Source organism: Mesobacterium pallidum (assembly GCF_019966535.1).
GTDB lineage: Bacteria > Pseudomonadota > Alphaproteobacteria > Rhodobacterales > Rhodobacteraceae > Mesobacterium > Mesobacterium pallidum.
Map to the genome: position 1 here is coordinate 308,367 of NZ_JAIMID010000001.1, position 26,540 is coordinate 334,906.

Annotated in this window: 18 protein-coding genes; 7 read left to right on the plus strand and 11 right to left on the minus strand. The window is 68.2% G+C overall.

The features are described 5' to 3' along the window. Positions 1–238: 238 nt before the first annotated feature. The gene (locus MF270_RS01390) at positions 239–1,558 is read right to left on the minus strand and encodes an ammonium transporter (RefSeq protein ID WP_238364057.1); all 1,320 of its coding nucleotides are present in this window, start codon (positions 1,556–1,558) and stop codon (positions 239–241) included. Between the two features lie 32 nt (positions 1,559–1,590). Next, entirely contained in the window at positions 1,591–1,929 is a 339-nt protein-coding gene (locus MF270_RS01395) for a P-II family nitrogen regulator (RefSeq protein ID WP_238364058.1), read from the minus strand. Between the two features lie 252 nt (positions 1,930–2,181). Between MF270_RS01395 and MF270_RS01400 the strand changes: the two genes are divergently transcribed. Then, positions 2,182–4,395 (plus strand): transglycosylase domain-containing protein, encoded by a 2,214-nt coding sequence (locus MF270_RS01400; RefSeq protein ID WP_238364059.1) that lies wholly within the window; start codon positions 2,182–2,184, stop codon positions 4,393–4,395. Positions 4,396–4,467: 72 nt separating this feature from the next. On the opposite strand, the gene MF270_RS01405 is transcribed toward MF270_RS01400, so the two are convergent. Further along, the gene (locus MF270_RS01405) at positions 4,468–6,084 is read right to left on the minus strand and encodes an alpha-glucosidase (protein ID WP_238364060.1); all 1,617 of its coding nucleotides are present in this window, start codon (positions 6,082–6,084) and stop codon (positions 4,468–4,470) included. Positions 6,085–6,209: 125 nt separating this feature from the next. Next, positions 6,210–6,866, minus strand: coding sequence for a TetR/AcrR family transcriptional regulator (locus MF270_RS01410; RefSeq protein WP_238364061.1), 657 nt, complete (start codon positions 6,864–6,866; stop codon positions 6,210–6,212). A gap of 161 nt (positions 6,867–7,027) precedes the next feature. On the opposite strand from MF270_RS01410, the gene MF270_RS01415 reads away from it, so the two are divergent. From MF270_RS01415 to MF270_RS01425, 3 genes are read left to right on the plus strand one after another with little or no spacing between them, the layout of a single operon-like run. Continuing rightward, complete coding sequence (locus MF270_RS01415; protein ID WP_238364062.1) at positions 7,028–10,435, plus strand: transglutaminase family protein; 3,408 nt, start codon at positions 7,028–7,030, stop codon at positions 10,433–10,435. Between the two features lie 48 nt (positions 10,436–10,483). Next, complete coding sequence (locus MF270_RS01420) at positions 10,484–12,901, plus strand: circularly permuted type 2 ATP-grasp protein (RefSeq protein ID WP_238364063.1); 2,418 nt, start codon at positions 10,484–10,486, stop codon at positions 12,899–12,901. Between the two features lie 4 nt (positions 12,902–12,905). Beyond that, entirely contained in the window at positions 12,906–13,781 is an 876-nt protein-coding gene (locus MF270_RS01425; RefSeq protein ID WP_238364064.1) for a transglutaminase family protein, read from the plus strand. Between the two features lie 573 nt (positions 13,782–14,354). Here the strand turns inward: MF270_RS01425 and MF270_RS01430 are convergent. From MF270_RS01430 to MF270_RS01450, 5 genes are read right to left on the minus strand one after another with little or no spacing between them, the layout of a single operon-like run. Continuing rightward, a complete protein-coding gene (locus tag MF270_RS01430; RefSeq protein ID WP_238364065.1) occupies positions 14,355–15,125 on the minus strand; it encodes an enoyl-CoA hydratase/isomerase family protein in 771 nt (256 codons plus the stop codon). A gap of 10 nt (positions 15,126–15,135) precedes the next feature. Then, positions 15,136–16,263: a CaiB/BaiF CoA transferase family protein gene (locus tag MF270_RS01435; RefSeq protein WP_238364066.1), complete on the minus strand. Its 1,128-nt coding sequence runs from the start codon at positions 16,261–16,263 to the stop codon at positions 15,136–15,138. Further along, the gene (locus tag MF270_RS01440; protein WP_238364067.1) at positions 16,260–18,401 is read right to left on the minus strand and encodes a 3-hydroxyacyl-CoA dehydrogenase NAD-binding domain-containing protein; all 2,142 of its coding nucleotides are present in this window, start codon (positions 18,399–18,401) and stop codon (positions 16,260–16,262) included. Before MF270_RS01440 ends, MF270_RS01435 begins: the two co-directional genes overlap by 4 nt. 13 nt (positions 18,402–18,414) lie before the next feature. Then, positions 18,415–19,623: an acetyl-CoA C-acetyltransferase gene (locus tag MF270_RS01445; RefSeq protein WP_238364068.1), complete on the minus strand. Its 1,209-nt coding sequence runs from the start codon at positions 19,621–19,623 to the stop codon at positions 18,415–18,417. Positions 19,624–19,646: 23 nt separating this feature from the next. Beyond that, positions 19,647–20,267: a TetR/AcrR family transcriptional regulator gene (locus MF270_RS01450; protein WP_238364069.1), complete on the minus strand. Its 621-nt coding sequence runs from the start codon at positions 20,265–20,267 to the stop codon at positions 19,647–19,649. A 271-nt stretch (positions 20,268–20,538) separates the two neighbouring features. On the opposite strand from MF270_RS01450, the gene MF270_RS28330 reads away from it, so the two are divergent. Genes MF270_RS28330 through MF270_RS28115 form a run of 3 tightly spaced genes read left to right on the plus strand, consistent with a single transcriptional unit; the run spans position 20,539 to position 25,599 of the window. Beyond that, positions 20,539–20,979, plus strand: coding sequence for an acyl-CoA dehydrogenase family protein (locus tag MF270_RS28330; RefSeq protein WP_336245976.1), 441 nt, complete (start codon positions 20,539–20,541; stop codon positions 20,977–20,979). Next, complete coding sequence (locus MF270_RS28110) at positions 20,964–21,317, plus strand: acyl-CoA dehydrogenase family protein (RefSeq protein WP_272490638.1); 354 nt, start codon at positions 20,964–20,966, stop codon at positions 21,315–21,317. Before MF270_RS28330 ends, MF270_RS28110 begins: the two co-directional genes overlap by 16 nt. After that, a complete protein-coding gene (locus MF270_RS28115) occupies positions 21,235–25,599 on the plus strand; it encodes a calcium-binding protein (protein ID WP_272490639.1) in 4,365 nt (1,454 codons plus the stop codon). The genes MF270_RS28110 and MF270_RS28115 overlap by 83 nt, the downstream gene beginning before the upstream one ends. A 150-nt stretch (positions 25,600–25,749) precedes the next feature. Here MF270_RS28115 and MF270_RS01475 read toward each other — a convergent pair whose 3' ends face one another. Continuing rightward, complete coding sequence (locus MF270_RS01475) at positions 25,750–25,941, minus strand: hypothetical protein (RefSeq protein WP_238364070.1); 192 nt, start codon at positions 25,939–25,941, stop codon at positions 25,750–25,752. A 54-nt stretch (positions 25,942–25,995) separates the two neighbouring features. After that, on the minus strand, positions 25,996–26,505 hold the full coding sequence (locus MF270_RS01480; RefSeq protein WP_238364071.1) for a hypothetical protein: 510 nt from the start codon (positions 26,503–26,505) through the stop codon (positions 25,996–25,998). Positions 26,506–26,540 lie beyond the last annotated feature (35 nt).

Consider the following 26,540-nt stretch of genomic DNA (forward strand, 5'->3'; position numbering starts at 1 on the left):
GGTATTTTCAAAACAATGAAGACTGCGGGCGCTGATCCGCTCTTCATCTTGCCTCTAAACTCCGGGGAGTGTGAGGGGCTGGCCCCTCACTCCGGCGGGTGGGGCCTGGGCAGACGTCGATCGAGTATTCGAGGAACAGCGAAAGGCAAGGCGGCGCGGGACCGTGGGCCTGCTTGCCTAATAGAAAAGACCCGGGCGCGAACGCCCGGGTCCATGTCGCGTGGCCTCAGGGAGGAGGTCAGCCGCGCGAGAATTCGGGGTAGGCTTCCATGCCCAGCTCGGCCATGTCGAGACCCATGATCTCGTCTTCTTCCGAGACACGGATGCCCATGACACCTTTGAGGATGAACCAGACCACCAGCGAGGCGACGAAGGTGAAGACGCCGTAGGCCACGATGCCGGTCAGTTGGGCGGTCAGGGTCGCGGAGCCCGAGAAGACAACCGCGATGGTGCCCCAGATGCCGCAGACAAGGTGCACCGGGATGGCGCCGACCACGTCGTCGATCTTGAGCTTGTCGAGCATCGGAACCGCGAAGACCACCAGGATGCCGCCGACGCCGCCGATCAGGAGCGAGCCGAAGAGCGAAGGTGCCAGGGGTTCGGCGGTGATCGACACGAGGCCGGCCAGGGCGCCGTTCAGGACCATGGTGAGGTCGGGCTTCTTGTACATGATCTGCGTCATGATGAGCGCCGCGATGGACCCGGCAGCTGCCGCCATGTTGGTGTTGGCGAAGATGCGCGACACGTCCGACACGTCGCCCACAGTGCCCATGGCCAGCTGCGAGCCGCCGTTGAAGCCGAACCAGCCGAGCCACAGGATGAAGGTCCCGAGTGTGGCGAGCGCCAGGTTCGAGCCGGGCATCGGCGTGACCTTGCCGTCCTTGCCGTACTTGCCGATCCGCGGGCCCAGCACGATGGCGCCGGCGAGCGCGGCCCAGCCACCGACCGAGTGCACGATCGTCGAGCCTGCGAAGTCCGAGAAGCCGATGCCGTCAAGCCAGCCGCCGCCCCATTTCCACGAGCCCGAGATCGGGTACAGGACGCCGGTCAGGACGATCGTGAAGATCAGGAAGGGCCACAGCTTGATCCGCTCGGCCAGCGCGCCCGACACGATCGAGGCGGTGGCGGCGACGAAGACCAGCTGGAAGAAGAAGTCCGAGCCGACCGAGGCATAGTCAAGCGCCGCATCGGCCGCAGCCACACCCACCGGGTCGAGCACGGTCGGCGAGAAGAAGGTGCCGACGTAGCCGTTGAAATCGCCCGGGTACATCAGGTTGAAGCCCATGAACCAGTACATGATGGCCGCGATCGAGAACAGCGCGATGTTCTTGGTCATCTGCATGGTGACGTTCTTGGACCGCACCAGGCCGCCTTCGAGCATGGCAAAGCCGGCGGCCATGAAGAACACCAGGAAGCCGGCCATGCAGAACAGCAGGGTGGTCATGATGTAGGGGCCGATCTCGTCGAACCCGGGGGCGGCCGCTTCGGCCTCCTGCGCGAGCCCGAGGCTCGGCAGCGCGACCAGCGCCGCAGGAAGGATGAACTTGGTCAGTTTCATGTCGTGAGTTTCCCTCTGTGTATCCCGTGCGTTCAAATGGCGTCGGCGTCGGTTTCGCCGGTGCGCACACGCACCGCCTGCGACACGTCCAGGACGAAGATCTTGCCGTCGCCGATCTTGCCGGTGCGGGCTGCCGTCGAAATCGTCTCGACCACCTGGTCTGCCATCGAGGCCGGAACCACGATCTCGAGCTTGACCTTGGGAACGAAGTTCACGGCGTATTCGGCCCCGCGGTAGATTTCGGTGTGGCCGGACTGAGCGCCGAAGCCCTTGATTTCGGTCACCATCATCCCGCGCACGCCCGCCTCGGTCAGCGCCTGGCGGACCTCCTCGAGCTTGAACGGTTTGATCGTCGCAATGATGAGTTTCACCTTGGTCCCTTTCGGTTTGGCAGGTCGCCCTGCTATTCGCACAGGCAGGTAAGCCCCCGCGGGCACGGAATCGGAAGAAATGCCGCGAAATTAGGCGCTGGATTCCACGCATTAAGCACAAAAAATGTGCTTTTCAGAAATGATGCCTGAAAATTGTGCGGTAAGAGAACGCACTTTGTCGGGAGGATCGCTCTACATTCCCGGGATACGGATGTAGGATATCGCAAAACAGCGAGATCGGGCAGGTCGGACATGAGTGATTCAGGGCGCAGGAAGCCGCCACTGGTTGCAGAGCGTCGTTTCGCCTCGAAAACGACGCCTGCAAAGGGCGCGGCCAAGCCGAAACCCAAGGCGGCGGCCAAGCCGAAGGCAAAGGCAAAGGCGCGTAAGGCCGCGCCCAGGCGCCGGCGCAATCCCGTGCTGGCCTTCTTCGGCGGGATCATCCGGTTCGTCCTGCGCGTCGTCTGGGGCTTTGGCTGGCGCCTCGGGGCCATCGCGGCGCTGATCCTCGGCCTTGCCGTGCTCTACATCTACTCGACCCTGCCACCGGTGAGCGAGGTCGCGGACGGCCGCGCGCGCGGCTCGGTCACCATGATGGACCGCTATGGCCAGGTCTTCGCCTGGCGGGGCGAGCAGTTCGGCGGGCTGGTCACGGCCGAAACGGTGTCGCCCCATCTCAAGAACGCGGTGGTCGCGACCGAGGACAAGCGCTTTTACCGGCATTTCGGCATCTCGCCGCGCGGCATTGCCAGTGCCGTGCGCATCAACCTGCGCGAAGGGCGCGGGCCGCTGTCGGGACACGGCGGGTCGACCATCACCCAGCAGACCGCCAAGCTGATGTGCCTGGGCGTCGAATATGACCCCAAGGTCTGGAAGACCCAGACCGACTACGAGAACGACTGCCGCCAGGGCTCGCTGATGCGCAAGGGCAAGGAGGCGCTCTATGCCATCGCGATGGAGGTCAAGTACACCAAGGACGAGATCCTGACGATCTACCTCAACCGCGCCTACATGGGCGGCGGGGCGCATGGCGCCGAGGCGGCGGCGCAGCGGTTCTTTGGCAAGCACGCCTCGGAACTGGCGCCGTCCGAAGGCGCGATGCTGGCCGGCCTTCTGACCGCGCCGACGCGCTTTGCGCCGACCGCCGATCTCGAGCGGGCGCAGAACCGCGCCGCGGTTGTCGTCGGGCTGATGGAGGAGCAGGGCTACCTGACCGGGGCCGAGGCGGATTATGCCCTCGCCAACCCGGCCGAACTGTCCGAGGCGGCCGAGGCGCGGGCGGGCGGATATTTCGCCGACTGGGTGCTGACCGAGGTGCCCGATTTCCTGACGCTCAAGACCTCGTCCGACCTGGTGATCCGCACCACGCTTGACCAGCGCATCCAGCGCGCGGCCGAGACGGCGCTGGCCGACATCTTCGAAACCAAGGTGCGCGAAGGCTCCAAGGCGCAGGCTGCCATCGTGGTGATGAGCGCGGATGGCGCGGTGCGCGCCATGGTCGGCGGGCGCAAGGCCAATGGCGCGGGGCTTTTCAACCGCGCGGTGCAGGCGCGGCGGCAGACCGGGTCGGCCTTCAAGCCCTTCGTTTACGCGGCCGCTCTGGACGTCGGCCATTCGCCCTATTCGACGGTGGTGGATGAACCCTATTGCCTCAACATCCCCGGCTCGGGGGAATGGTGCCCCAAGAACTACACCAACCAGTTCTACGGCCGCGTGACGCTGATCGAGGCGCTGAAGAACTCGCTCAACATCCCGGCGGTGAAAGTGTCCGAAGAGGTGGGGCGCGACATCGTGCGCACGGTGGCGGACCAGTTCGGCCTCGCCAGCGACCTGGCCGCCGGGCCGGCACTGGCGCTGGGGGCGAGCGAATCGACGCTGATCGAGATGACGGGCGCCTATGCGGGCATCCTCAACGGCGGGTCGAGCGTGGCGCCTTATGGCATGATCGACCTGCGGATGCGCGACGACAACGATCCGCTGATCGAACAGCAGGGCGGCATCGGCGAGCGGGTGATCCAGCCCCATGCCGCGCGCCAGCTGGTCTGGATGATGGAGAAGGTGGTGAGCGAGGGCACCGGCAGCCGCGCCCGTCTGCCCGACCGGCAGGCGGCGGGCAAGACCGGCACGACCCAGGCCGCGCGCGATGCCTGGTTCGTCGGGTTCACCGCCGATTACGTGGCCGGTGTCTGGATGGGCTATGACGACAACACGCCGCTGACCGGCGTGACGGGGGGCGGACTGCCGGCCGAGATCTGGCACGAGGTCATGGTGCGCGTGAACGAGGGCGTGCCCGTGTCCGAGCTGCCGATGGACGTGCCCGAGGCGCCCCGCGCTGCCCCCGCGCCGCAACCGCAGCAACAGCCGCAGACGGTGCAGCGTGCCCCGGCGCCGCAGCCGCAACGCTCGGACGATCCGGTGGCGCGGGTGATCGACAACGTGTTGCGGGATATCTTCGGCGGGAACTGAGCGTCGCCGCATGGCAAAAGGCCCTTGCCCGCCGGTTGCGGGCAAGGGCCTTTTCATTTGGTCAGGGCCCGGTCAGTCCTTGCTCAGCTCCACCGGCGCGGCCGCCTCGAGGTAGACGAAGCCGTTGCCCGGCAGCGTCAGCACCCCGTCCAGCAGGTGCGCATTGACCGGCCCGACCGGGGTGCAGTCGCGGTCGACATTCAGGGACAGCGGATCGGGCGACAGGTTGAAGACGCAGGTCAGCACCTGCTCCGCCGCGATGCGATGAAAGGCGAGGATCGGCTCGGGCAGGTCGATGAAGTCCGTCTTCGTGCCGCTCAGCGCGGGGCTGGATTTGCGGTAGGCGATCACGTCCTTGTAGAACGCCATGATCCCGCCTTGCCCCTGCTGGTCCACCGCCCGCGCGGCCTGCGGCGCCTTGACGGGCAGCCAAGGCGTGCCGGTGGAAAAGCCCGCGTTCGGCGCGTCCTTTTCCCAGACCATCGGCGTGCGGCAGCCGTCTCGTCCCTTGACCGCCGGCCAGAAACGCAGGGCGGGCGGGTCGGTCAGCTCGTCATAGGTCAGCTCGGTCTCCGAAAGGCCAAGTTCTTCGCCTTGGTAGATGCCGATGGTGCCGGGAAAGGACATGAGCATCGCGCAGGCGAGCCGCGCCATGTCATCCTCGCTCACGGCGTATTCGGCCCATCGCGTCACCTCGCGCGGGACGTCGTGGTTGCTGACGGACCAGTAGGGATGCCCGTCCGGCGCGCCTTTCTGGAACCCCTCGATACAGGACCGGAAATGCGCCGCGCTGAAATCGGGGCCGAGCATGGCGAAGCTGTAGGTCATGTGCAGCCGCTTGGTGCCGGCGGTGTATTCGCCCATCAGCTCGATCGAGCGGTGGCCCATCTCGCCCACTTCGCCGACCATCATGATGTCGTCATACTGGTCCGTCAGCGCGCGGAGTTTCTCGAGAAAGCCCAGGTTCTCGGGCCGGCTCTTGTTGTAGATGTTGTGCTGCATCCCGTAGAGGTCGGTCGCCATGACCTGCGGCCGCGTCTCGGCCGGTGGATTCGACCGCAGCTGGTCGTCGTGGAAGTAGTAGTTCACCGTGTCCAGCCGGAACCCGTCCAGCCCCTTGTCGAGCCAGAATTTGCAGGTCCCCAGGATCGCCTCGACCACCTCGGGGTTGTGAAAGTTGAGGTCGGGCTGCGAGGCCAGGAAGTGGTGCAGGTAATATTGCCCGCGGCCCGGGTCGAACTCCCACGCCGGACCACCGAAATGGCTGTGCCAGTTGGTGGGCGGGCTGCCGTCCGGCTGCGGGTCGGCCCAGACGTACCAATCGGCGCGCGGGTTGTCGCGGCTGGCGCGGCTTTCGCGGAACCATTCGTGCTGGTCCGAGGTATGCGACAACACCTGGTCGGTGATGATCTTCAGGCCCAGCTCATGCGCGCGGGTGATCAGCGCCTCGAACTCGGGCAGGGTGCCGAACAGCGGGTCGATGGCCAGGTAATCGCTGACATCGTACCCCATGTCCTTCTGCGGCGAGGCAAAGATCGGCGACAGCCAGATCGCATCCACGCCAAGGCGCGCCACGTGATCGAGCCGCCGGGTGATGCCGGCCAGGTCGCCGACCCCGTCGCCGTCGTCGTCCTGAAAGCTGCGGGGATAGATCTGGTAGATGATCGCGTCGCGCCACCATTCTGTCATGTCGGGTCCTTCCCGCAGAATCTTCGAATCCCCGAAGACTCTATTGATGTGAGCGCTAACGGGAAGGGGAAATGCAGCGCAAGGGCGAGGTCACGCCGCCGCAGGGTCAAAGCATGGGCAGCGCCTCAGGCCAGCGCGCAGGCCAGCACGCTTTCCACCACCTGTCGGCGCAGCGCGGCCTGGCCCTCCTTGCCATAAAGGTCCTGTCCGTAAATCGCGGAAAAGGTCGGCCGGTTCGACACGTTGAAGAAACTCAGCGCCGAGATGTGCCAATGCAGCGCGACCGGGTCGAGCCCGGCGCGAAAGACGCCGGCCGCCTCGCCCCGCGCAACCAGGCGGCGCAGCCGGTCGATGGCGGCGGTGTTCAGCACGCGGATCACCTCGGACCGCTTGAGGTAGTCGGCGTGGTGGATGTTCTCGATCATCACCATGCGGATGAACTCGGGGTTCCGGCTGTGGTGATCGAAGGTGAACCCGGCCAGATGCGCCAGCGCCTCGGCCGGGGGCAGGGCGTCGAGGTCGAGGCGGTGTTCGCCTTCGCGCACGCGGGCATAGGCCGCCTCGAGCGCGCGGGCCCACAGCCCGTCCTTGTCGCCGAAATAGTAGTAGATCATCCGCTTGGACGTGGTCGTGCGCGCCGCGATCTCGTCGATGCGGGTGCCGGTAAGGCCGCTGGCGGCGAACATTTCGGTCGCGACCTGCAGGATGTCCTGCTTGACCGCTTCCGGGTTCTGCTTCCATCCGCTGCGCGGACGATCCTTGCTTGCGTCGCTGTCGGTCATGCGGTCCCGTGCCCTCGTACGGCCCCTCATAGCAGCGCCCGCGCGGGCTGCCCAGCCTTTGGGCGCGGCAGCGCATGTTTCATCGTCGGGCCGGGATGCAGAACTTTACATTCCGCCCGTTGGGCTGTCTGCTGGGCCCGAACTGAACGACGGGAGCGGACATGGCCATCACGGCAGGCATCACCCATCTGACGCATTACAAATACGACAAGCCGGTGAAACTGGGCCCGCAGGTGATCCGCCTGCGCCCGGCGCCGCATTCGCGCACGCGGGTGATCTCGCATTCGCTCAAGGTCTCGCCCGGCGGGCATTTCGTCAACCACCAGCAGGACCCCTACGGCAACTGGCTGGCGCGCTTCGTCTTTCCCGAGCCGGTGACCGAGTTCAAGATCGAGGTCGACCTGGTCGCCGACATGACGGTCTACAACCCGTTCGATTTCTTCGTCGACGAGGTGGCCGAGGAATGGCCCTTCGACTACCCCGCCGACGTGGTCGAGGACCTGTCGATCTATCGCAAGCCGGAACCCGCCGGGCCGCTGCTGATGAAGCTGCTGGCCTCGATCGACCGCAGCACCGGGCGGACGGTGGATTTCCTGGTCGGGCTGAACGCCCGGCTGGCGCGCGAGATCGACTATATCGTCCGGCTCGAACCCGGCGTGCAGACGCCCGAGGAAACGCTGGGCCTGGTGCGGGGCTCCTGCCGCGACACCTCGTGGCTGCTGGTGCAGCTTCTGCGCAACCTCGGCTTTGCCGCGCGCTTCTGCTCGGGCTACCTGATCCAGCTGAAACCGGACCTCGTGTCGCTGGACGGCCCGGCCGGGACTGACAAGGATTTCACCGACCTGCACGCCTGGTGCGAGGTCTACCTGCCCGGCGCCGGCTGGATCGGGCTCGACCCGACCTCGGGCCTGCTGACGGGCGAAAGCCATATCCCGCTGGCCGCCACCCCGCATTATGCCAATGCCGCGCCCATTGTCGGCGGCTTTTCCGGCCCGCCGGACGTGACCACCACCTTCGATTTCGACATGACCGTGACGCGGACGTCCGAACATCCGCGCATCACCAAGCCCTTCTCGGAAGAGGCCTGGCAGGCGCTCGACGCGCTTGGCAACAAGGTGGACGAGGTGCTTCAGGCCAATGACATGCGCCTGACCATGGGGGGCGAGCCGACCTTTGTGTCAATCGACGATTTCGAAAGCGCCGAGTGGAACACCGGCGCGGTCGGGCCCCAGAAACGCGGCTTTGCCGACACGCTGATCCGCAAGCTGCGCGACCGTTTCGCGCCCGGCGGCTTCCTGCATTACGGCCAGGGCAAGTGGTACCCCGGGGAGACGCTGCCGCGCTGGACTTTCTCGCTGTACTGGCGGACGGATGGCAAGCCGATCTGGAAGAACCCCGACACCATCGCCCGCGAGAAAGCGACAGGCGCGACGGCCGCGCAGGCGCAAAGCTACCTGACCGCCTTTGCCGAGAACCTGGGCGTGACCAGCGAGTACGTGCGGCCGACCTACGAGGACCCGGCCGAATGGATCCTGAAAGAGGCGGACCTGCCCGCCAACGTCACCCCCGAGGACAGCAAGCTGAAGGACCCCGAGACGCGGGCACGGATCGCCAAGGTCTTTTCTCGCGGGCTTGGCAATGCCGCGGGCTACGTGCTGCCGGTGCAGCGCTGGCAATCCAAGGCCAAGCCCTCGACCCGCTGGCGCTCCGAGCTCTGGCGCACCCGGCGCGGAGAGCTGTTCCTGGTGCCCGGTGACAGCCCCGTCGGCTTCCGCCTGCCGCTGGGCGCGCTGCCCTATATCCCGCCTTCGTCCTACCCTTACGTCTACCCGACCGACCCCACGGTCGAGCGCGCGCCGCTGCCGGATTTCCACGAGGAACACCAGCGCCGCCGCGACGAGATCATGGAAGAGCTCGCCCGCATCGCCCGCGAAGAAGCCGAGATGATGCCCGAGGTCGACAAGGACCGCACTCAGCCGCAAAGCGCCCCGCGCGAGGTCGGCGACCGCCAGACGATCATGGAGCAAGGGGTGGACCCCGCCGGTGGCCAGGTCCGCACCGCCATCGCGGTCGAACCCCGCGACGGGCGGCTCTGTGTCTTCATGCCGCCGACCGAGACGCTCGAGGATTACCTCGAGCTGCTCGCCGTGGCCGAAACCACCGCCGAGGAACTCGGCCTGCCGGTGCATATCGAGGGCTACACGCCCCCGCACGACCCGCGCATGAACGTGATCCGCGTGGCGCCCGATCCGGGCGTGATCGAGGTGAACGTCCAGCCCGCGCACAGCTGGCAGGAGTGCAAGGACATCACCCTCGGCATCTACGAGGACGCGCGGCAATCGCGCCTTGGCGCCGACAAGTTCATGATCGACGGGCGTCACACCGGAACGGGGGGCGGCAACCACGTGGTGGTGGGCGGGGCGACGACGCTCGACAGCCCCTTCCTGCGGCGGCCGGACCTTTTGCGTTCGATGGTGCTTTACTGGCAGCAGCACCCGTCGCTGAGCTATCTCTTTTCGGGCCTTTTCATCGGGCCGACCAGCCAGGCGCCCCGGATCGACGAGGCGCGGCACGACACGCTCTACGAGCTGGAAATCGCGCTCAGCCAGATCCCCAGCCCGGACGAGGGCACGCCGCCCCAGCCTTGGCTGGTCGACCGCCTGTTGCGCAACATCCTGATCGACGTGACCGGCAACACCCACCGGGCCGAGATCTGCATTGACAAGCTCTTCTCGCCAGACGGCCCAACGGGCCGGCTGGGGCTGGTCGAATTCCGCGGCTTCGAGATGCCGCCCGATGCCAAGATGTCCCTGGCCCAGCAGGTGCTGATCCGCGCGCTGCTGGCGCGGTTCTGGATCGACCCGATCAAGAGCAAGCCGGTGCGCTGGGGCACCCAGCTGCATGACCGCTTCATGCTGCCCGAATTCGTCTGGGCCGACTTCCTCGACGTTCTGCGCGACCTCACCGACCACGGGTTCGAGATGCGGCCCGAATGGTACGTGGCGCAGAAGGAGTTCCGCTTTCCGTTCATGGGAGAGGTCGAATACGAGGGCGTCCACCTCGAGCTGCGCCAGGCGCTCGAGCCCTGGCATGTCATGGGCGAACGCGGTGCCATCGGCGGCACCGTGCGCTACACCGACAGCTCGGTCGAACGGATGCAGGTCGCGCTGACCACGCTGAACCCGGATCGCTACGCCGTGCATTGCAATGGCCGGCCCGTGCCGCTGGCGGCGACGGGCACCTCGGGCCAGTCGGTCGGCGGCGTGCGGTTCAAGGCCTGGCAACCGGCCGAGGCGCTGCATCCGGTGTTGCCCGTCAACGCTCCGTTGACGTTCGACATCTACGATACCTGGACCGGGCGGGCCCTCGGCGGCTGTACCTACCACGTGGCGCATCCGGGGGGACGCAATTACGACACGTTCCCGATCAATACCAACGAGGCGGACGCGCGCCGCCTTGCGCGGTTCGAAAAGATGGGGCACACACCGGGTCCTTACATCCCTGCGCCCAACGAGACGCATCCGGAGTTTCCCATGACCCTGGACCTGCGCCGTGCTCCGGGCATCTGACGGGCATGTGACAGGGATCTGACTGCGGCACGACAAGGGGAGGGGAGCATGGCCGACGATCTGGCACCACCTGCGCCCCGACCCGGCGCGGTCGAGGCGCTGCTGGGCGAATACCGCCCCACGCCGGGCATTCCGGACGAACTGATGCGCCCCGATGGCACCATGCGCGCCGCCTGGGCGCCGCTGATCAGCCATCTCGCGGCGCAGGACCCAGAGACGCGGGCGGCAAGCTTTGCCCGCGGCGACCAGTACCTGCACGACACCGGCGTCTATTTCCTGCAATCGGATGCCAAGGGCGGGCCGATGCCGCGCGACTGGCCGCTCAGCCACGTGCCGGTGATCATCTCGGGCGCCGAATGGGCCGATCTGGCAGGCGGTATCGCGCAGCGGGCCGAGCTGCTCGAGCGGGTCATGGCTGATCTCTACGGCCCCGCCACGCTGGTGCGCGGCGGGATGCTGCCGCCCGAGCTGCTGACCCGCAACCCCGAATGGCTGCGCCCGGTGGTCGGAACACGGCCCCGGTCGGGGCATTTCCTGCACCTGCTGGCGTTCGAGATCGGGCGCTCGCCCGACGGCAGCTGGTTCGTGCTGGGCGACCGGACGCAGGCCCCTTCGGGCGCGGGGTTCGCGCTGGAAAACCGCATGGCCTCGGGGCGGATCTTTCCCGAGCTCTTCCCCCGCGCCAATGTCGAGCGGCTGGCGGGCTTCTTTCGCGGCTTCCGCGATGCGCTGAACGGGATGCGCGCAAGCGAAGAGGGGCGGGTGGCGATCCTGTCGCCGGGCCAGCACACCGACACCTATTACGAGCACGCCTATATCGCCCGCTACCTCGGCTTCATGCTGCTGGAAACCGGGGACCTCAAGGTCGAGAACGGCGCGCTGACCGTGCGTACCACGCGCGGGCCGGTGCCGATCGACGTGCTCTGGCGGCGGCTGGATGCGCGATTCGCCGACCCGCTGGAACTGGACGAAGGCTCGGCTCTCGGCACGCCCGGCATGGTCTCGGCCCTGCGGGCGGGCGCGATGACCATGGTCAATTGCCTCGGGAGCGGCGTGCTGGAAAGCCGCGCGCTCATGGCCTTCCTGCCGCGCATCGCGCGCGAGGTGCTGGGCGAGCCGCTGAAGCTGCCGAACATAGCGACATGGTGGTGCGGGCAGGACCGCGAACGCGACTACGTGGCAGCCAACCTCGACCGGATGATGATCGGCCCGGCGCTGTCCACGCGGCTGCCCTTCGACATCTCGGGCACCACGGCGCTGGGTGGCCGGTTCCGCGCCGGGGCCGAGCAATCAGTCGCCGACTGGCTCGCCCGCGAGGGTGGCGCGCTGTGCGGGCAGGAGGCGGTGACGCTGTCGACCACGCCCGCGATGATCGACGGCCAGCTGGTGCCGCGCCCCATGGTGGTGCGGGTCTTTGCCGCCCGCACGCCGCAGGGCTGGACGGTCATGCCCGGCGGTTATGCCCGGATCGGCCAGACCGATGACCCGACCGCGCTCGCCATGCAATCGGGCGGCTCGGTTGCCGATGTCTGGGTGGTGGGGGACGCGCCCGTCAGCCTCGACACGCTGACCGCGCCGCAGCGCGACGGGGCCTTCAGCCGGCGCCATCCCGGCCTCTTGCCGGCCCGCGCCGGCGACAACCTCTTCTGGCTGGGCCGCTACACCGAGCGGGCCGAGACGGCCGTGCGCATCCTGCGCGCCTACCACCTGCGCATCGCCGCTTACGGCGAGACGCCGCTGCCGCTGCTCGAGGCGCTCGAGGCGCATATGGCCGGCCTCGACCTCGACCCCGAGGCGCCGCTGCCCGAGCCGCTGCTGGCCATGTTCGATCATGCCGTCGGCTGCGCTGCGGGTGTGCGTGACCGCTTTTCGACCGATGGCTGGAACGCGCTGAACGACCTGGCGCGCACCGCCCGCGACCTGGCCACCCGGGTGAAGCCCGGTGACGATGCCGCCCGCGCGATGAGTGTGCTGCTGCGCAAGCTCGCCGGGTTTTCCGGCCTCGTGCACGAAAACATGTTCCGGTTCGACGGCTGGCGCTTCCTGACCATCGGCCGGGCGCTCGAACGCGCGATCCAGATGGCCGCCATGCTGGAACGCTTCGCCGATTTCGACAGCCCCTCGGGCGGCTACGACGTCGCGGTGGAACTGGGCGACAGCGTGATGACCCACCGCCGGCGCTATTCGGTCGAGACCTACCAGAACACGGTCATGGACCTTCTGGCGCTCGACGGGGACAATCCCCGGTCGCTGGTCTTCCAGCTGGCCGTGCTGACCGAGCAGGAAGAGAAGCTGTCGGGCACCGGTCGCGCCTCGCAGCGCGGCGAGGCGGCGCGTGCCCTGCTCAGCCTGCGGACCGAGCTCGAGATCGCCGCGCCCGACGCCCTGACGGCCGATCGGCTGGCGGCGATCCGCGGTCAGCTCCTGCAGGTCTCGACCATGATCTCGACGCAGTACCTCGGCTAGGCCCATGCTCTACGACATCCGGCTCGCCATCTCTTATGACTATGACAGCCCGGCCGGGGCCAGCCGGTCGCTGCTGCGCATGCTGCCGCGCGGCTCGGCGGACCAGCAGCTTCTTATGGGCGAGGTCTCGACCGACCCCATGCCCAGCTGGCGCCGCGACGGGGTGGATTTCTTTGGCAATGCCACGACCGAGGTGGCCCATGACCGGCCGCTGCGCGAGATCGAGTTCCGCTTCGAGGGCCGGGTGCAACGCAACGCGCCGCTGCAGGGGCTCGACCTGTCGCCGCCCTGGCCCGCCCTGGCGCCCGAGATCGCGGCGATCCATTCCGTGGCGCCCGACGCACCGCACCACTTCCTCGGGGCCTCGCCCCGGCTGCCCGCGGCGCCCGAGATCGCGCGGTTCTGCCGCTCGGTCGTGAGCGAGGACATGACCGCGCTGACCGCCACGCGGGCGGTGAGCGACGCGCTGCACGCGCTTTTCGACTTCAACCCCGAGGCCACCGAGGTCACGACCGCCCCGATCGACGCCTTCCGCGCCCGCGCCGGGGTCTGCCAGGACATCAGCCACGTCATGATCACCGGGCTGCGGTCGCTGGGCATCCCTGCGGGCTACGTGTCGGGCTTTCTGCGGACCGAGCCGCCCAAGGGCAAGCCCCGGCTGGAAGGCGCCGACGCGATGCACGCCTGGGTCACCGCCTGGTGCGGGGCCGAAACGGGCTGGATGCAGGTCGATCCGACCAACGCGATGGACGCGGGGCTCGACCATGTCGAGGTCGCGCTGGGCCGCGATTACGGCGACGTGGCGCCGGTGAAGGGGTCGCTGCGGTCCTCGGGGTCGCATACGACCACCCACGCGGTGGACGTGGTGCCGGTGGGCTAGGGTAGGGGGAGCTATTCCGTCAAGCGGATGGGCTAGGCGCCTGGTTTGGACGCTGCCCGATGGGCGCCTGTTTGATCAAAACGTAGGTATTTGGTGATGCTCCGCGCCCGATTTTGCTTTCCAGCGTTGGAATGGCACGAAACGTCCAGATCTGGGCTCCCCACGGAATCAAGCCCGAAGGGCGCCGCGCCATCGCCATGCTGCAAGCATGCCTCCGGCATGACCCGCCCCCTCGGGGCGGCGATCTTGCAACGTATGCAATTCCTTCTGCACGTCTTCGGATTTGGCGCGATAAAGTGCCTCTGACCACCGTCGGATCGCCACCCCGGCGGGTCGACGATCGCGCGTGTTGCGCTTCGAAGTGATCGGGGAAGCGCGGCGAAGCGGTGGTTGGCGGCGATTCCTACCCTTCTGAATGCCTGTAGCAAAACGTCACCTGAAAGGCAGGCGCGTGCCGTGAGGTGTTTCGGGTGAAGCACGCCAAGGAAGGCGAATGGCGGACCTTGAGACCGTTACGTCACAGTATCACCGTGCCACCAAAAACCCAACGCACCGCGAGCTGCGCCAGAAGCCCTACCTCCCCCGAAACTCCGGCTTCCGCTTGGCAAAGAACGCCTTCACCGCCTCCTGCGAATCCTCGGACTCCACCAGCGCGGTCTGCTCCAGCGCCTCGGCCGTGATCGAGGCCTCGTAGCTTATCCCGTCCATCGCCCGCAGCAGCCGCTTGGCCGCAGCCTGGGCCAGCGGCGCGCCGGCCGCAATCCGGGCGGCCAGCGCCTCGGTTTCCGCCACCAGCGCATCGGGCGCGTAAGCGGCATTCGCCAGCCCCAGTTCCACCGCTTCATCGGCGGGGATCTTGCGCCCTTCGAGGATCGCCTGCAGCGCCCGCTTGTAGCCGAGGCCGCGATGCAGCAGCCAGGTGTTGCCGCCGTCCGGGATCAGCCCGATGGCGGCAAAGGCCATGTAGATCGTTGCATCCTCGGCCATCGTCATCATGTCGCAATTCATCGCCAGTGCCGCGCCGATCCCGGCGGCCGAGCCATGGACCTGCGCGATCCAGATGCGCGGAGAAGTCGCGATGGCCGCCAGGATCGGCCGGTATTCCTGCTCGAGTAGGAGGGTCACCGGGCTCTGGATGCCCTCGGCCAGGTCGGTGCCGGCGCAGAAGCCCCGGCCGGTGCCCGACACGATCACGACCCGCACGGCAGGGTCGCGGTGGATCTTCATGATCGCCTGCTTGAACCCGTCGCGCATGGCCTTGTCCATGGCGTTGAACGCCTCGGGGCGGTTCAGGGTGATGCGGGCAATGGCGCCCTCGGTCTCGTAGAGCAGCGGGTCGGTCATCGCATGGTCCTCAGGTCAGGACGCCCGCCGCCGCAAGGGCGTCGAGCGTGGCATCATCATAGCCCGCCGCCGCCAGCACGGCGCGGGTGTCGCTGCCCGGTGCATGGGGCGGTGTGGGGGCGGGGGCCGGGGTGCGGTCAAAGCGCGGGGCCGGGGCGGGCTGGGGCACGCCGGCCACCTCGATATAGGTGCCGCGCGCGGCAAGGTGGGGGTGCTCGGGCGCTTCCTCCCAGTCCAGCACGGGCGTCGCGCAGGCGTCCGAGCCGTCGAAGATCGCAGCCCAGTCGTCGCGGGGTTTCGACGCGAAGACCTTGGCATAAAGGTCGCGTCTCTCGGCCCAATTGCGCGGATCGTTCTGGTCGCCAAGGTGCTCTCGCGGCAGTCCTGCCAGCTCGACCAGCTTGGCAAAGAACTGCGGCTCGAGCGGCCCGACGGCGAGGAACTTGCCATCGGCGCAGGTGTAGCAGCGATAGAACGGCGCGGCGCCGTCCAGCATGTTCGCCTGGCGCTCGCTGGTCCATTGCCCGCGCGCGCGGAAGCTGTGGATCAGCCCCATCAGCGCGGCCGCCCCATCGACCATGGCCGCATCGACCACCTGGCCCTTGCCCGAGCTCTGGCGCTCGTAAAGCGCGGCCATGATGCCGAAGAGCAGAAACATCGTGCCGCCGCCATAGTCCGCGGCGATGTTCAGCGGGGGCGCGGGCGGGCGGTCCGGCTCTCCCATCGCGTTGAGGATGCCGGTGAGCCCGAGGTAGTTGATGTCATGCCCGGCCGTCTGCGCCAGCGGCCCGTCCTGCCCCCAGCCGGTCATGCGGGCAAAGACCAGGCCGGGGTTCACGGCGGCGCAGGGTTCTGGCCCCAGCCCCATCCGCTCCATCACGCCCGGGCGGAACCCTTCGATCAGCACGTCGGCGCGGGCGATGAGGGCCATGGCGGCCTCCATCCCTTGGGGCGTCTTGAGGTTCAGCGCGACCGACAGTTTGCCCCGATCGTTGACGGTGGCCGGGTTTTCGGGGCCGGACTTGCGCGCGATCAGCACCACCTCGGCGCCAAGGTCCGCCAGCAGCTGCCCGGCCAGCGGGGCCGGTCCCAGCCCCGCCATTTCGACGACCTTCAGGCCGGACAGAGGCCCGCTCATGCGGCCACCGCCTTGCTCTCGCGCAGCCGGTCAAGCGCGCCCTCGGGGATCGCGAAGCGGTCCCCATATTGCGCGGCCAACTCGGCGGCGCGGGCCGCGAAGGCGTCGATGCCCAGCCCCCGGATGAACTGGATCGCCCCGCCGGTATGGGCCGGGAAGCCTATGGCAAGGATGCTGCCCAGGTTCGCCTCGACCTCGGTCATCAGCACGCCTTCGTGCAGGCAGCGCAGGGTCTCGATGGCCTGGCGGTAGAGCAGGCGGTCGATGGCGTCCTGGTGGGTGATCTCGGCATTGCGCTTGGCGAATTGTGCAAGGCCCGGCCAGAGTATCCGCTCACCCGCCGCATCGTAATCGTAGAAGCCGCCGCCATAGTGCCGGCCACCGCGCCCCATCTCGATCATCGGGTCGGTCACGGCCACGGTCGCGGTGTTCTGCGCGCCGAACTGGCTGTCCACCCCAAGCCGCGCATCCAGCGCCGCATGGGTCTCGCGCACCTTCTGGCTGAGGATCAGCGACACCTCGTCGAAGACCTGCAGCGGACCTACGGGCATTCCTGCCGCCCAGGCCGCGCGTTCGATGGCCACCGGGGCCATGCCGTCGACCAGCAGCTGGCAGCCCTCGTCCAGGTAGGTGCCGAAGACGCGGCTGGTGAAGAAGCCGCGCGAATCGTTCACGACAATCGGCATATAGCCGATCTGCTGCACGTAATCGTAGGCGCGGCGCAGCGTGTCCTGGCTGGTCTGCGCGCCCATGATGATCTCGACCACCTTCATCTTGTCGACGGGGCTGAAGAAGTGCAGCCCGATGAAACGGGTTGGGTCCGGGCAGGCCTTGGCCAGGACAGAGATCGGCAGGGTCGAGGTGTTGGAGCCGTAGATGCCATCGTCCGAGAGCGTGCCGAAGGTGTCCTTGATGACCTTTTCCTTGAGGTCGATGTCTTCGAAGACGGCCTCGATGATGAGGTCAGAGCCTTCGGGCGCCTGGGTCACGGGGGTGATCTGGCCCAGCAGGGCGGCCTTGGCCGCGTCACTCATCCGGCCGCGCTTGATCGCCTTGTCGCAGAGGGTTTCCGAATAGCCCTTGCCCTTCTCGGCCTTGGTCATTTCGGTATCCAGCAGCGCCGTCGGCAGCCCGGCCTTGGCATGGGCATAGGCGATGCCCGCGCCCATCATGCCCGCGCCCAGCACGGTCGCCGACCCGGCCTTCCAGCGGTCGCCGGCCGGGCGCACGGCCCCGCCCTTGATCGCCTGCATCCCGAAAAAGAACGTGGTGATCGCCGCCTTGGCCTGCGGCGTCGGCACCAGCCCGATGAAGGCGCGGGTTTCGAACCGCAGCGCGGCGTCGAAATTCATCCGCATGGAATTCACGGCCACGTCGAGGATGCGCTCCGGCGCCGGCATCAGCCCGCGCGTCTTGGCGAAGAGCATGGCCGAGGACGCCACGACGGTCTGCCGGATGCGCGGGTGCAGCGCGTCGCCGCCGGGATAGCGGAAGCCCTTGGTGTCCCAGGGCTGCTGATGCGCACCGGGGTTGGCGGTGATCCACGCCTTGGCGGTCGGGACCAGCTGGTCGGCCTCGGCCACGATCTCATCCACGAGGCCGGTTTCCAGCGCCTTGGCGGGCTTCAGCTGGCGGCCTTCCAGCAGCAGGGGCAGGGCCTTTTCCAGACCCAGCAGCGCCGTCATCCGCACCACGCCGCCGGCGCCGGGCAGCAGGCCCAGCGTCACCTCGGGCAGACCGGTTATGGCGCGCGGGCTGTCCAGCACGATGCGGCGGTTGCAGGCCAGGCACAGCTCGAACCCGCCGCCGAGGGCCGCGCCGTTGATCGCGGCGACGACGGGGACGGGCAGGCGTTCGAGGCGGCGGTAGACAAGCTTGTTCGCCTCGATGAACTCGAAGGCCGCCTGGTCGGCCTTGTCCGTGGCCAGCAGGTCGTTCAGGTCCCCGCCCGCAAAGAAGGTCGACTTGGCCGAGGCAAAGACGACCCCGGTCAGCCCCTCTTCAGCCTCGAGCCGGTCGAGCAGGGCGCGCATCCCCGGCTCGAACCGCTTGTTCATCGTGTTGGCGCCCTGGCCCTGCATGTTCATCGTCACCGTGACGATGCCAGCGGCGTCCTTGTCGTAGATGAAATCTTCCATGATCCGCTCCCCTTCAGACCCGTTCGATGATGCTGGCGATGCCCATGCCGCCACCGACGCACATCGTGATGAGGGCGCGTTTGAGATTGCGCCGCTCCAGCTCGTCCAGCATGGTCGAGACAAGGCAGCCGCCCGTCGCGCCCAGGGGATGGCCCATGGCGATGGCGCCGCCGAGCACGTTCAGCTTTTCATCCGGTACATCAAGATCGCGCTGCAAGCGCAGGGCAACGCTTGCAAAAGCCTCGTTGATCTCGACCAGGTCGATGTCGTCGATGGTCAGCCCCGCCTTGGCCAGCGCCTTTTGCGAGGCAGGCCCCGGCCCGGTCAGCATGATCGTCGGATCGGTCGCTGTCAGCGCGATCGACACCACCCGTCCGCGCGGGTCGAGCCCGATGTCGCGGCCCGCCTGTTCGCTACCCACCATGACCAGCGAGGCGCCGTCCACGATGCCCGACGAGTTGCCCGGCGTGTGGACATGGTTGATCCGCTCGACGTTGGTGTACTTGGCCAGTGCCACCGCGTCGAACCCCAGCGCGCCGGGGCCGGCAAAGGACGGCTTGAGCGCGCCCAGCTTCTGCATGTCGGTGTCCGGCTTGATGAAATCGTCCCGCTCGAGGATCGTGAGGCCATTGCCGTCCTTGACCGGCACGACCGAGCGGTCGAACCAGCCAGCATCCCGTGCATGGGCCGCGCGTTTCTGGCTTTCGAGGGCAAAGGCGTCCACGTCATCGCGGCTCCAGCCCTCGATGGTGGCGATGAGGTCGGCGCCGATGCCCTGAGGCACGAACCCGGTCTGGATCGCGGTCTCGGGGTCCTCGGCAAACGGGCCGCCGTCCGCGCCCATGGGCACGCGGGACATGCTCTCGAACCCGCCCGCGCAGACCAGGTCCTCCCAGCCGCTGGCGACCTTGGCGGCGGCGGTGTTGAACGTGTCGAGGCCCGAGGCGCAGAACCGGTTTACCTGCGCGCCGGGCACAGAATCCGACCAGCCCGCCTTTTGCAGCGCGATCTTGGGCAGCACCGCGCCCTGTTCCATGACCGGGGCCACGCAGCCCAGCATCACGTCGTCCACCCGAGCCGTGTCGAGGTCATGCCGCCCCTGCATCTCGCGCAGCAGGGTGGTCACCAGGTCGATCGGCTTGACCTCGTGCAGCGTGCCATCCGCCTTGCCCTTGGATCGCGGTGTCCGGATCGCGTCGTATATATATGCGGTTTCCGCCATGGTCTCTCCTCCCTCTCGCTGCCTCAGATCGTCTCGAAGAACGCGACCCGAGGCAATGGGTCCAGTTCTACTTCGGTGATGCGCCGCGCCTCGGCCCGGTCGATGCCGATGCCGCGCAGCACGATTTCCGCCGTGTCGCTGCCCGCCTGCCGCCAGGTGCGCCTCCCGTCCAGTACCAGGCTCATCGCGCCAAAGGTGGCCCCGCCCGCCGTCGCGGTGATCGAGGCGACCTGGTCCGGCTCGAAACTGAACCGCCCGGCCGCGAGGCCCCGGCGCAACTCCTGCGCGGGCATGTCGGCCCAGAAGGATCCAAGCCGCGGCTCAAGCATGGCATAGCGTGCGATGAAGCGCCCCCATGACGCGTCGTCATGAACCCGCCGAACCGTCAGCCGGATGGAGGCGGCGATCTTTTCGGCCGGGTCCTGCATGCCTGCGCAGGCGCGATTGACCGCCCTGCGGAATTCGGCGGCCGTCTGGTCGCAGACCGAATCGAACAGCGCCCCGGGATCGTCGAGGTTGTTGTAGATCGTGCCGCGCGACAGCCCCGCCTCGCGCGCCAGATCGCTGACCGCCAGCGAGGTGCCTCCGGTCTCGGCGAAGATTCGGAGCGCGGTCTGGTGGATGCGACGCGTGGCAGAATTCACCGGCGGACCTTTCGTTGGAGACACTCCTGACGAAAAATGAACATCAGTGTCTAATTCAAGTCAACCACGTTGATCGTCGCCCGGAGGACATGTCACAGGCAAGGGGCGACGATGCGCAAGGTCCAGCGAGGAGGATCCATGCACTGCTGAAGACACTTGCCACTGCCGCGCTGCTGGCCCGCCCCGCGCTGGCCGAAACCCCAGGCGTCAGCGAAGACAGGAACAGGATTGGCGGGCGCATGACCTGTCGGGCACCTTCGCGCCCGTTTCGGTGCCCTCTGTCGCCGCCGCAAAGGCCCATTTCGACGAGGTGAACGCCAAGCATGGTCTGCATGGCTGCCAGACCACCGACCTGGCCGAGGATCGCGGCTGCCAGGTGCCCAAGGCCGAGCTGTCCTTTGACAACGTCAAGGTGCCCAAGGCGAACCTGCCGGGCGGCCGGCGCGGCGGCTTCAAGACGATGATGATGAACCTGGCAAAGGAACGCCTGTTCGGCGCCTGCGGGTTTGCCGCGCGGGCCGAACAGGCGTTCAACCTGACCATGGAATACATCACCGAGCAGCGCGCCTTTGGCCGGCCCATCGGGACGTTCCAGAACGCGCGCTTCAAGATGGCCTCGATGCGGATCGAGATCGACGCTGCATGGGCGCTGACCGACCATTGCACGCGCATCTGGTGGGCGCGCTCAGCCCCGAGATGGCCGCCGAGGTGAAGCTCTTCACATCCGAGGTCGAGGGTCGCGTGGTCGACGAATGCCTGAAATTGCACGGCGGGGCGGGCTACATGGACGAAGACAAGACCTTGCGGCTTTACCGCGACGCCCGCATCGCGCGGATCCATGCCGGCACCTCCGAGATCATGCGCGAGATCATCGGCCTGGGCCTTGACGAACGGACTTGCGCGAGACGTGAGTTGAGCCGCGCCCCAAACGCCCCTAGGCTGCACCCACAATCAGGGAAGACGCGCGATGTACCAAGCCGGAACCATGGGGCCGGACAGCCTGGCCGGGACGACGACCGCCGACACGCTCGAGGGGCTGGCCGGCGATGACACGCTGTCGGGTCTTGGCGGCGCGGACCTGCTGAACGGGCAGGACGGCGACGACTGGCTGCTGGGCGGCGATGGCGGTGACGTGGCCGATGGCGGCAACGACGATGACCGGGTCGAGGGCAACGCGGGCGCCGACACGCTGCGCGGCGGCGTCGGCAACGATACCGTTCTGGGCGGGGACGGCGATGACGACCTGCGCGGCGGCTGGGGCGAGGACAGCCTGTCGGGCGGCGCGGGCGACGACGTGATCGACAGCGGCCTTGGTCATGACACGGTCGATGCGGGCGCGGGCGACGACTGGGTGGCCAGCTTCGACGGCGACGACCGGATCATGGGCGGCGCCGGCGCGGACGAGATGTTCGGCGGCCCGGACGACGACACCGTGCAGGGCGGCGCCGATGACGACAACATCTCGGGCAATTACGGCCGCGACCTGGTCCATGGCGGGGCAGGCAACGATTTCGTCTTTTCCGACCACGGGGCCGACGTGGCCGCGGGCGGCGCGGGCAACGATTTCATCGAGACCAACGAGGGCCACGACCGCTTTGCCGATGGCGGCGACGGCGCCGATTACATCGCCTTCAGCGCCGAGCTGAAGGCCTATGGCCCGGACGAGAACCAGGTGCCGGGGATCATCGACTATGCCCTCGTGCAGGTCGACCGGGCGACGGGCCTCGGATGGGGTTACAACGGCGCGGCGGGCGGCGACGGTGACGACATCCTCGAGGCCTGGTGGCTGGTCGGTTTCCTTGACGGCGGCGCGGGCAACGACATCCTGAACGGCGCCTTCGCCCGGTCCGAGGAAGCGATGGCCACGGGGGACGAGCTGCCCCACGTGCGCCTGCTGGGCGGCGCGGGCCATGACATCCTGATCGGCGGCTTCCGCGACAACCTCTATTACACCGACGCCGCCGCGACCTTTGCCGCCTTTGTCACGCCATGGACGCGGGGCGAGATCCTGACGGACAGCGGCGCCACCGACACCGGCCTGTTCCTCGAGCACTGGGACGACAGCACGCTGCCCTCGGCCTCGCTGGTGACGGCGCTGGATCCCGGCGACGCGGCGGCGCCCGATGGCGATATCGTGGTGATCGGCGCGAACTTCCAGCACCTGCCCACCGACCCGGCCCCCCCGGCGCGCGGCTATTTCGAGGACCGGATCGTCGGCTTCGACCTGCTCCGCGACCGGGTCGACCTGTCCTACCTGCCCTATACGGTGGACCAGCTGACCGCCGCGACCAGCGCGGGCAGCACCACGGTCGGCGCCTTCGAGAAGGACGGCGACACGCATATCCGCCTGTTCCAGTTCAACGACCCTTCGGTCGAACGCCACATCGTGTTCGAAGGCATTGCCCTGTCCGATGTCCTGGCCGCCGCCGACCGCATCTTTGCCGTCGAGATCGACCACCCCGCCGCCCGCGCGGCCGCCGCGACCGAGGCGCAGATCTTCAAGGACGTGCCCTTTCCGGGCGTGGGCGACGCGCTGAACGACACCTTTGCCGTGACCGTCACCACCGCGGGCGAGGCCGCGCTGACCTACGATCCCGACCCGGCCAACTTCATCTTCAACGCGGGCGGCAATGCCTATGCCAGCTTCAACAACCTCGGCAAGGGCAGCGATGTCTTCTTTGACCTGGCCGGGGACCTGACCAACGCCACCGTCGGCGACAACGGCAGCGACATCGCGGTCCTGCGCGGCGGCAACGATTCCTTCCGCGGCGACGGGCAGGCCGACCTGGTCGTCGGCGGGCAGGGCGACGACGTGCTGGCCGGCAACCGGGGCAAGGACCTGATCTTTGGCGACGCCGGCGGCGGCGAGACCGGGCGCAACCGCGACGATATCCTTGGCGGCTGGGACGACGACCTGATCGACGGCGGCCGCGACGACGATTCGATCAAGGGCGAACATGGCGACGACCTGGTCGCCGGCGGCATGGGCGAGGACGTGATCGACGGCGGGTTCGGCGACGACACGTTATATGGCGACGGGTTCCTGTCGTCCGAGGCGCTGGCCGCCTGGTTCTCCGACCGCGACGGCCCGGCCTTCTACGCCTGGGCCGAGACCGGCGCGGATGCCATCGCCAACCCTGTCAGCTGGGACGCGGGCGGCTTCACGCTCGATTTCACCGCGCTCTCTGGCCAGCCCGCATCGCTGGCGCGCTACCGGCACGACATCCCCGAAAGCGTCGGCGCCGGCAACGACACGCTGTTCGGCGGCTACGGCGATGACGTGATCTGGGGCGGCGGGGGGCTCGACGCGCTCTTCGGCGGCGCCGGCGACGATGCCCTGTCGGGCGAGGATGGCGACGACACGCTGTACGGTGCCGGTGGCCCGGATCTTCTGACAGGTGGCGCGGGGCACGACAGCCTGTACGGAGGCGGCGAGGAAGACTGGCTGCGCGGCGACGAGGGCGACGACCTGATGGACGGCGGCCCGGGCAACGACGGTCTGGTGGACGGGCCGGGCAATGACACCCTGGCGGGCGGGTCCGGCTGGGACAGGGCCGACTTCTCGGATCGGGTCGAGGGGCTGATGGTCACCATCGGCACGGACGGCACCGGAGAGATCCGGTCCGACACGGAGACCGACCGGCTCTCGGGGATCGAGTATCTGCGCCTGGGCTCAGGCAACGACCGGCTGACGGTACTGGGCGGCGTCGCCCATGCCGACGGGAAAGACGGAGACGACACGCTCACCGGCGGTGCAGGGGCCGAGCGGTTGGACGGCGGGCGCGGAGACGACAGCCTGGTCGCGAGCCTTGGCGACGACAGGTTGCTGGGCGGTGACGGGCGCGACGTGGTCACCTATGCCTATAGCCCCGGGGCGGTGCAGATCGTCATTGGCGAAGGTGGCGGCGGCACCGCGACGGGGCCGGGTTTCGTCGACCAGCTGGGCGGGATCGAGAACCTGACGGGCTCGCAATACGGCGACGCGCTGACCGGCGATAACGAGGCAAACGTGCTGCTCGGCCTTGGCGGAGACGATACGCTGGACGGCGGCTACACTGGTGATGACGAGATCCGCGGCTACACAGGCGACGACGTGCTGGTCCCGGGGCTGGGCCGCGATTCGATCTGGGGCGGGGCCGGGCTGGATGCGCTCGGCTATGCCGGGCGGCCCGAGGACGTGGCGCTGGCGCTCGACGCCGAAGGCAATGGCACAACCTGGGTGGACGGGGTCGAAACCGACAGCTTCTGGTCGATCGAACACGCCTGGGGCGGGGCCGGCGCCGACACCCTGACCGGCAACGATGTCGCCAACGTGTTGACCGGCAACGGCGGCGACGACCGGTTGTCGGGCGGCGGCGGCGCGGATTCGGTCTTTGGCATGGACGGGGACGACTGGATCTCGGGCGGGCTTGGCGACGACCTGCTGCGCGGCGGCGCGGGGGCCGACACCCTGTCCTACGAAACCCGCGCCGAGGCGGTGACGCTGCGGCTGACCAGCGGCGAAAGCCAGGCATATCTCGCAGGCGGAGAGATCGACGATATCCTTGGAATCGAGCATGTCATGGGCGGGTCGGGCGACGACACCCTGTCCGGAAACGACGCGCCCAACCTGCTGAACGGGGGCGCCGGCAACGACAGCCTGGACGGCGGGCACGGCAACGACACGGTGATCGGCGGCGACGGGCAGGACAGCGTCTGGCTGGGCCAGGGCGACGACGTGTTCGAGGACAACACGCAAGCCACGCCGACGAACGATGACAGCGTCTGGGCCGGGGCGGGCGACGACACGATCCTTGGCGGCAACGGGTTTGACCTGTTCGGGGGCGGGGACGGGTTCGACTTCATCCGCGGCGGCAAGGGGTTCGACACGCTTCATGGCGGCGCCCAGGCCGACACGCTTTACGGCAATGACGGCAACGACCTGGTGGTCGGCGGGGCCGGGGCCGACTACGCGGTGCTGGGGCGCGGCGCGGACAGCTGGGAGGACGACACCCAGGACGCCTTCGGCAACGACCGCGTCTTTGGCGGCGGCGGCTGGGACAGGATCACGTCGCTGGGCGGGGAGGACACGCTCACCGGCGGGCCGGGGGCGGATACCTTTGTCTTTGGCGCGGGGATGGGTGATGTCACGATCACCGATTACGCGGTGGGCGAGGACGCGCTGGTGCTTGCGGCGGCCCTCTGGTCCGGTCCGCTGACCGAAGCGGACCTGGCCACCCGCGCCGCCCTCACGGAAGCCGGGCTGGTGCTGACCATCGACACGGGCAGCGCGCTGCTGCTCGAAGGGGTGGAAGGGACGGCGGGGCTGCTGGGGGATATCGCGCTGGGGTGAGTGGCCGGTTGTCAGGGGCGCTTGCTACGCGGCAGAGGTGCCAGGCCGCGCTGCGGAAGGCCGCGGGATCGTATCGCGTTGGGGTCAGGCCGTATCTGCCGGGCCGCTGCCGCGCCCAGGCGCGCCCGGGGTCACCGGCCGGCGCAGGCCTCAGGCGCCGTTGCCGCGCACCAGGTTGTGCAACCGGTGATACGGCGCGGTCTTGACGACCACGTCCAGATCCACCGGCTCTTGCCGGCGCTGGGTGGCGCGCAACGCGACCAGCGTGCCGCAGATGGCCAGTCCGCTCATGGCGACGGTGGCCAGCGACAAGACGACTTCGTTGGTCAGGGACTCGAACATGCAACGCTCTCCTTCACGGGTACATTTAACGTCCGGAGGTGAAAAAATCCAGTATCAGGGCGCGCGCCCCATGTTGGCCGTGACCGTGCCCAGCAGCCGCTCGGTCTGCTCAACCGCGCGGCGCGCGGCGCGGGCCCGCTGTTTCAGCCGGTCGCGACCAAGCGACGTGACCGCGCCCGAGGCCAGCCCGCCCGCGATCGCGAGCGCCCCCCAGCCGCCCGTGACCACGCCCGTCGCGACAAAGCCGAGGCTGGCCAGGATCGTCCCGCCGGCAAGGCGCTGCGCCCAGATCCCATAGACATTGTCCGCGTCCTCTGCCGTCTCGAGCTCGGTCCTCAGCCGGTCGAGCCGGGTGCCCAGCAGCTCGGCGATGACGCGGGGCAGGTGCAGGCTCTGGCTGCTGGACAGCAGCGACACCAGTCGCGCCCGTTCCGTGTCGTCCGCGCAGACATCATCGACCAGCCGGGCGAGCTGCGCCGGCCCAATCGTCCCCGCCGCCTCGATGTCGAGCGCATAGGCCAAGAGGGCCGCCGCCTTGCCATGGGGAGAGGTCGTCCTGGTCAACCGGCCATCCTTCTGTCTCGCCGCGCCTCGGGGTG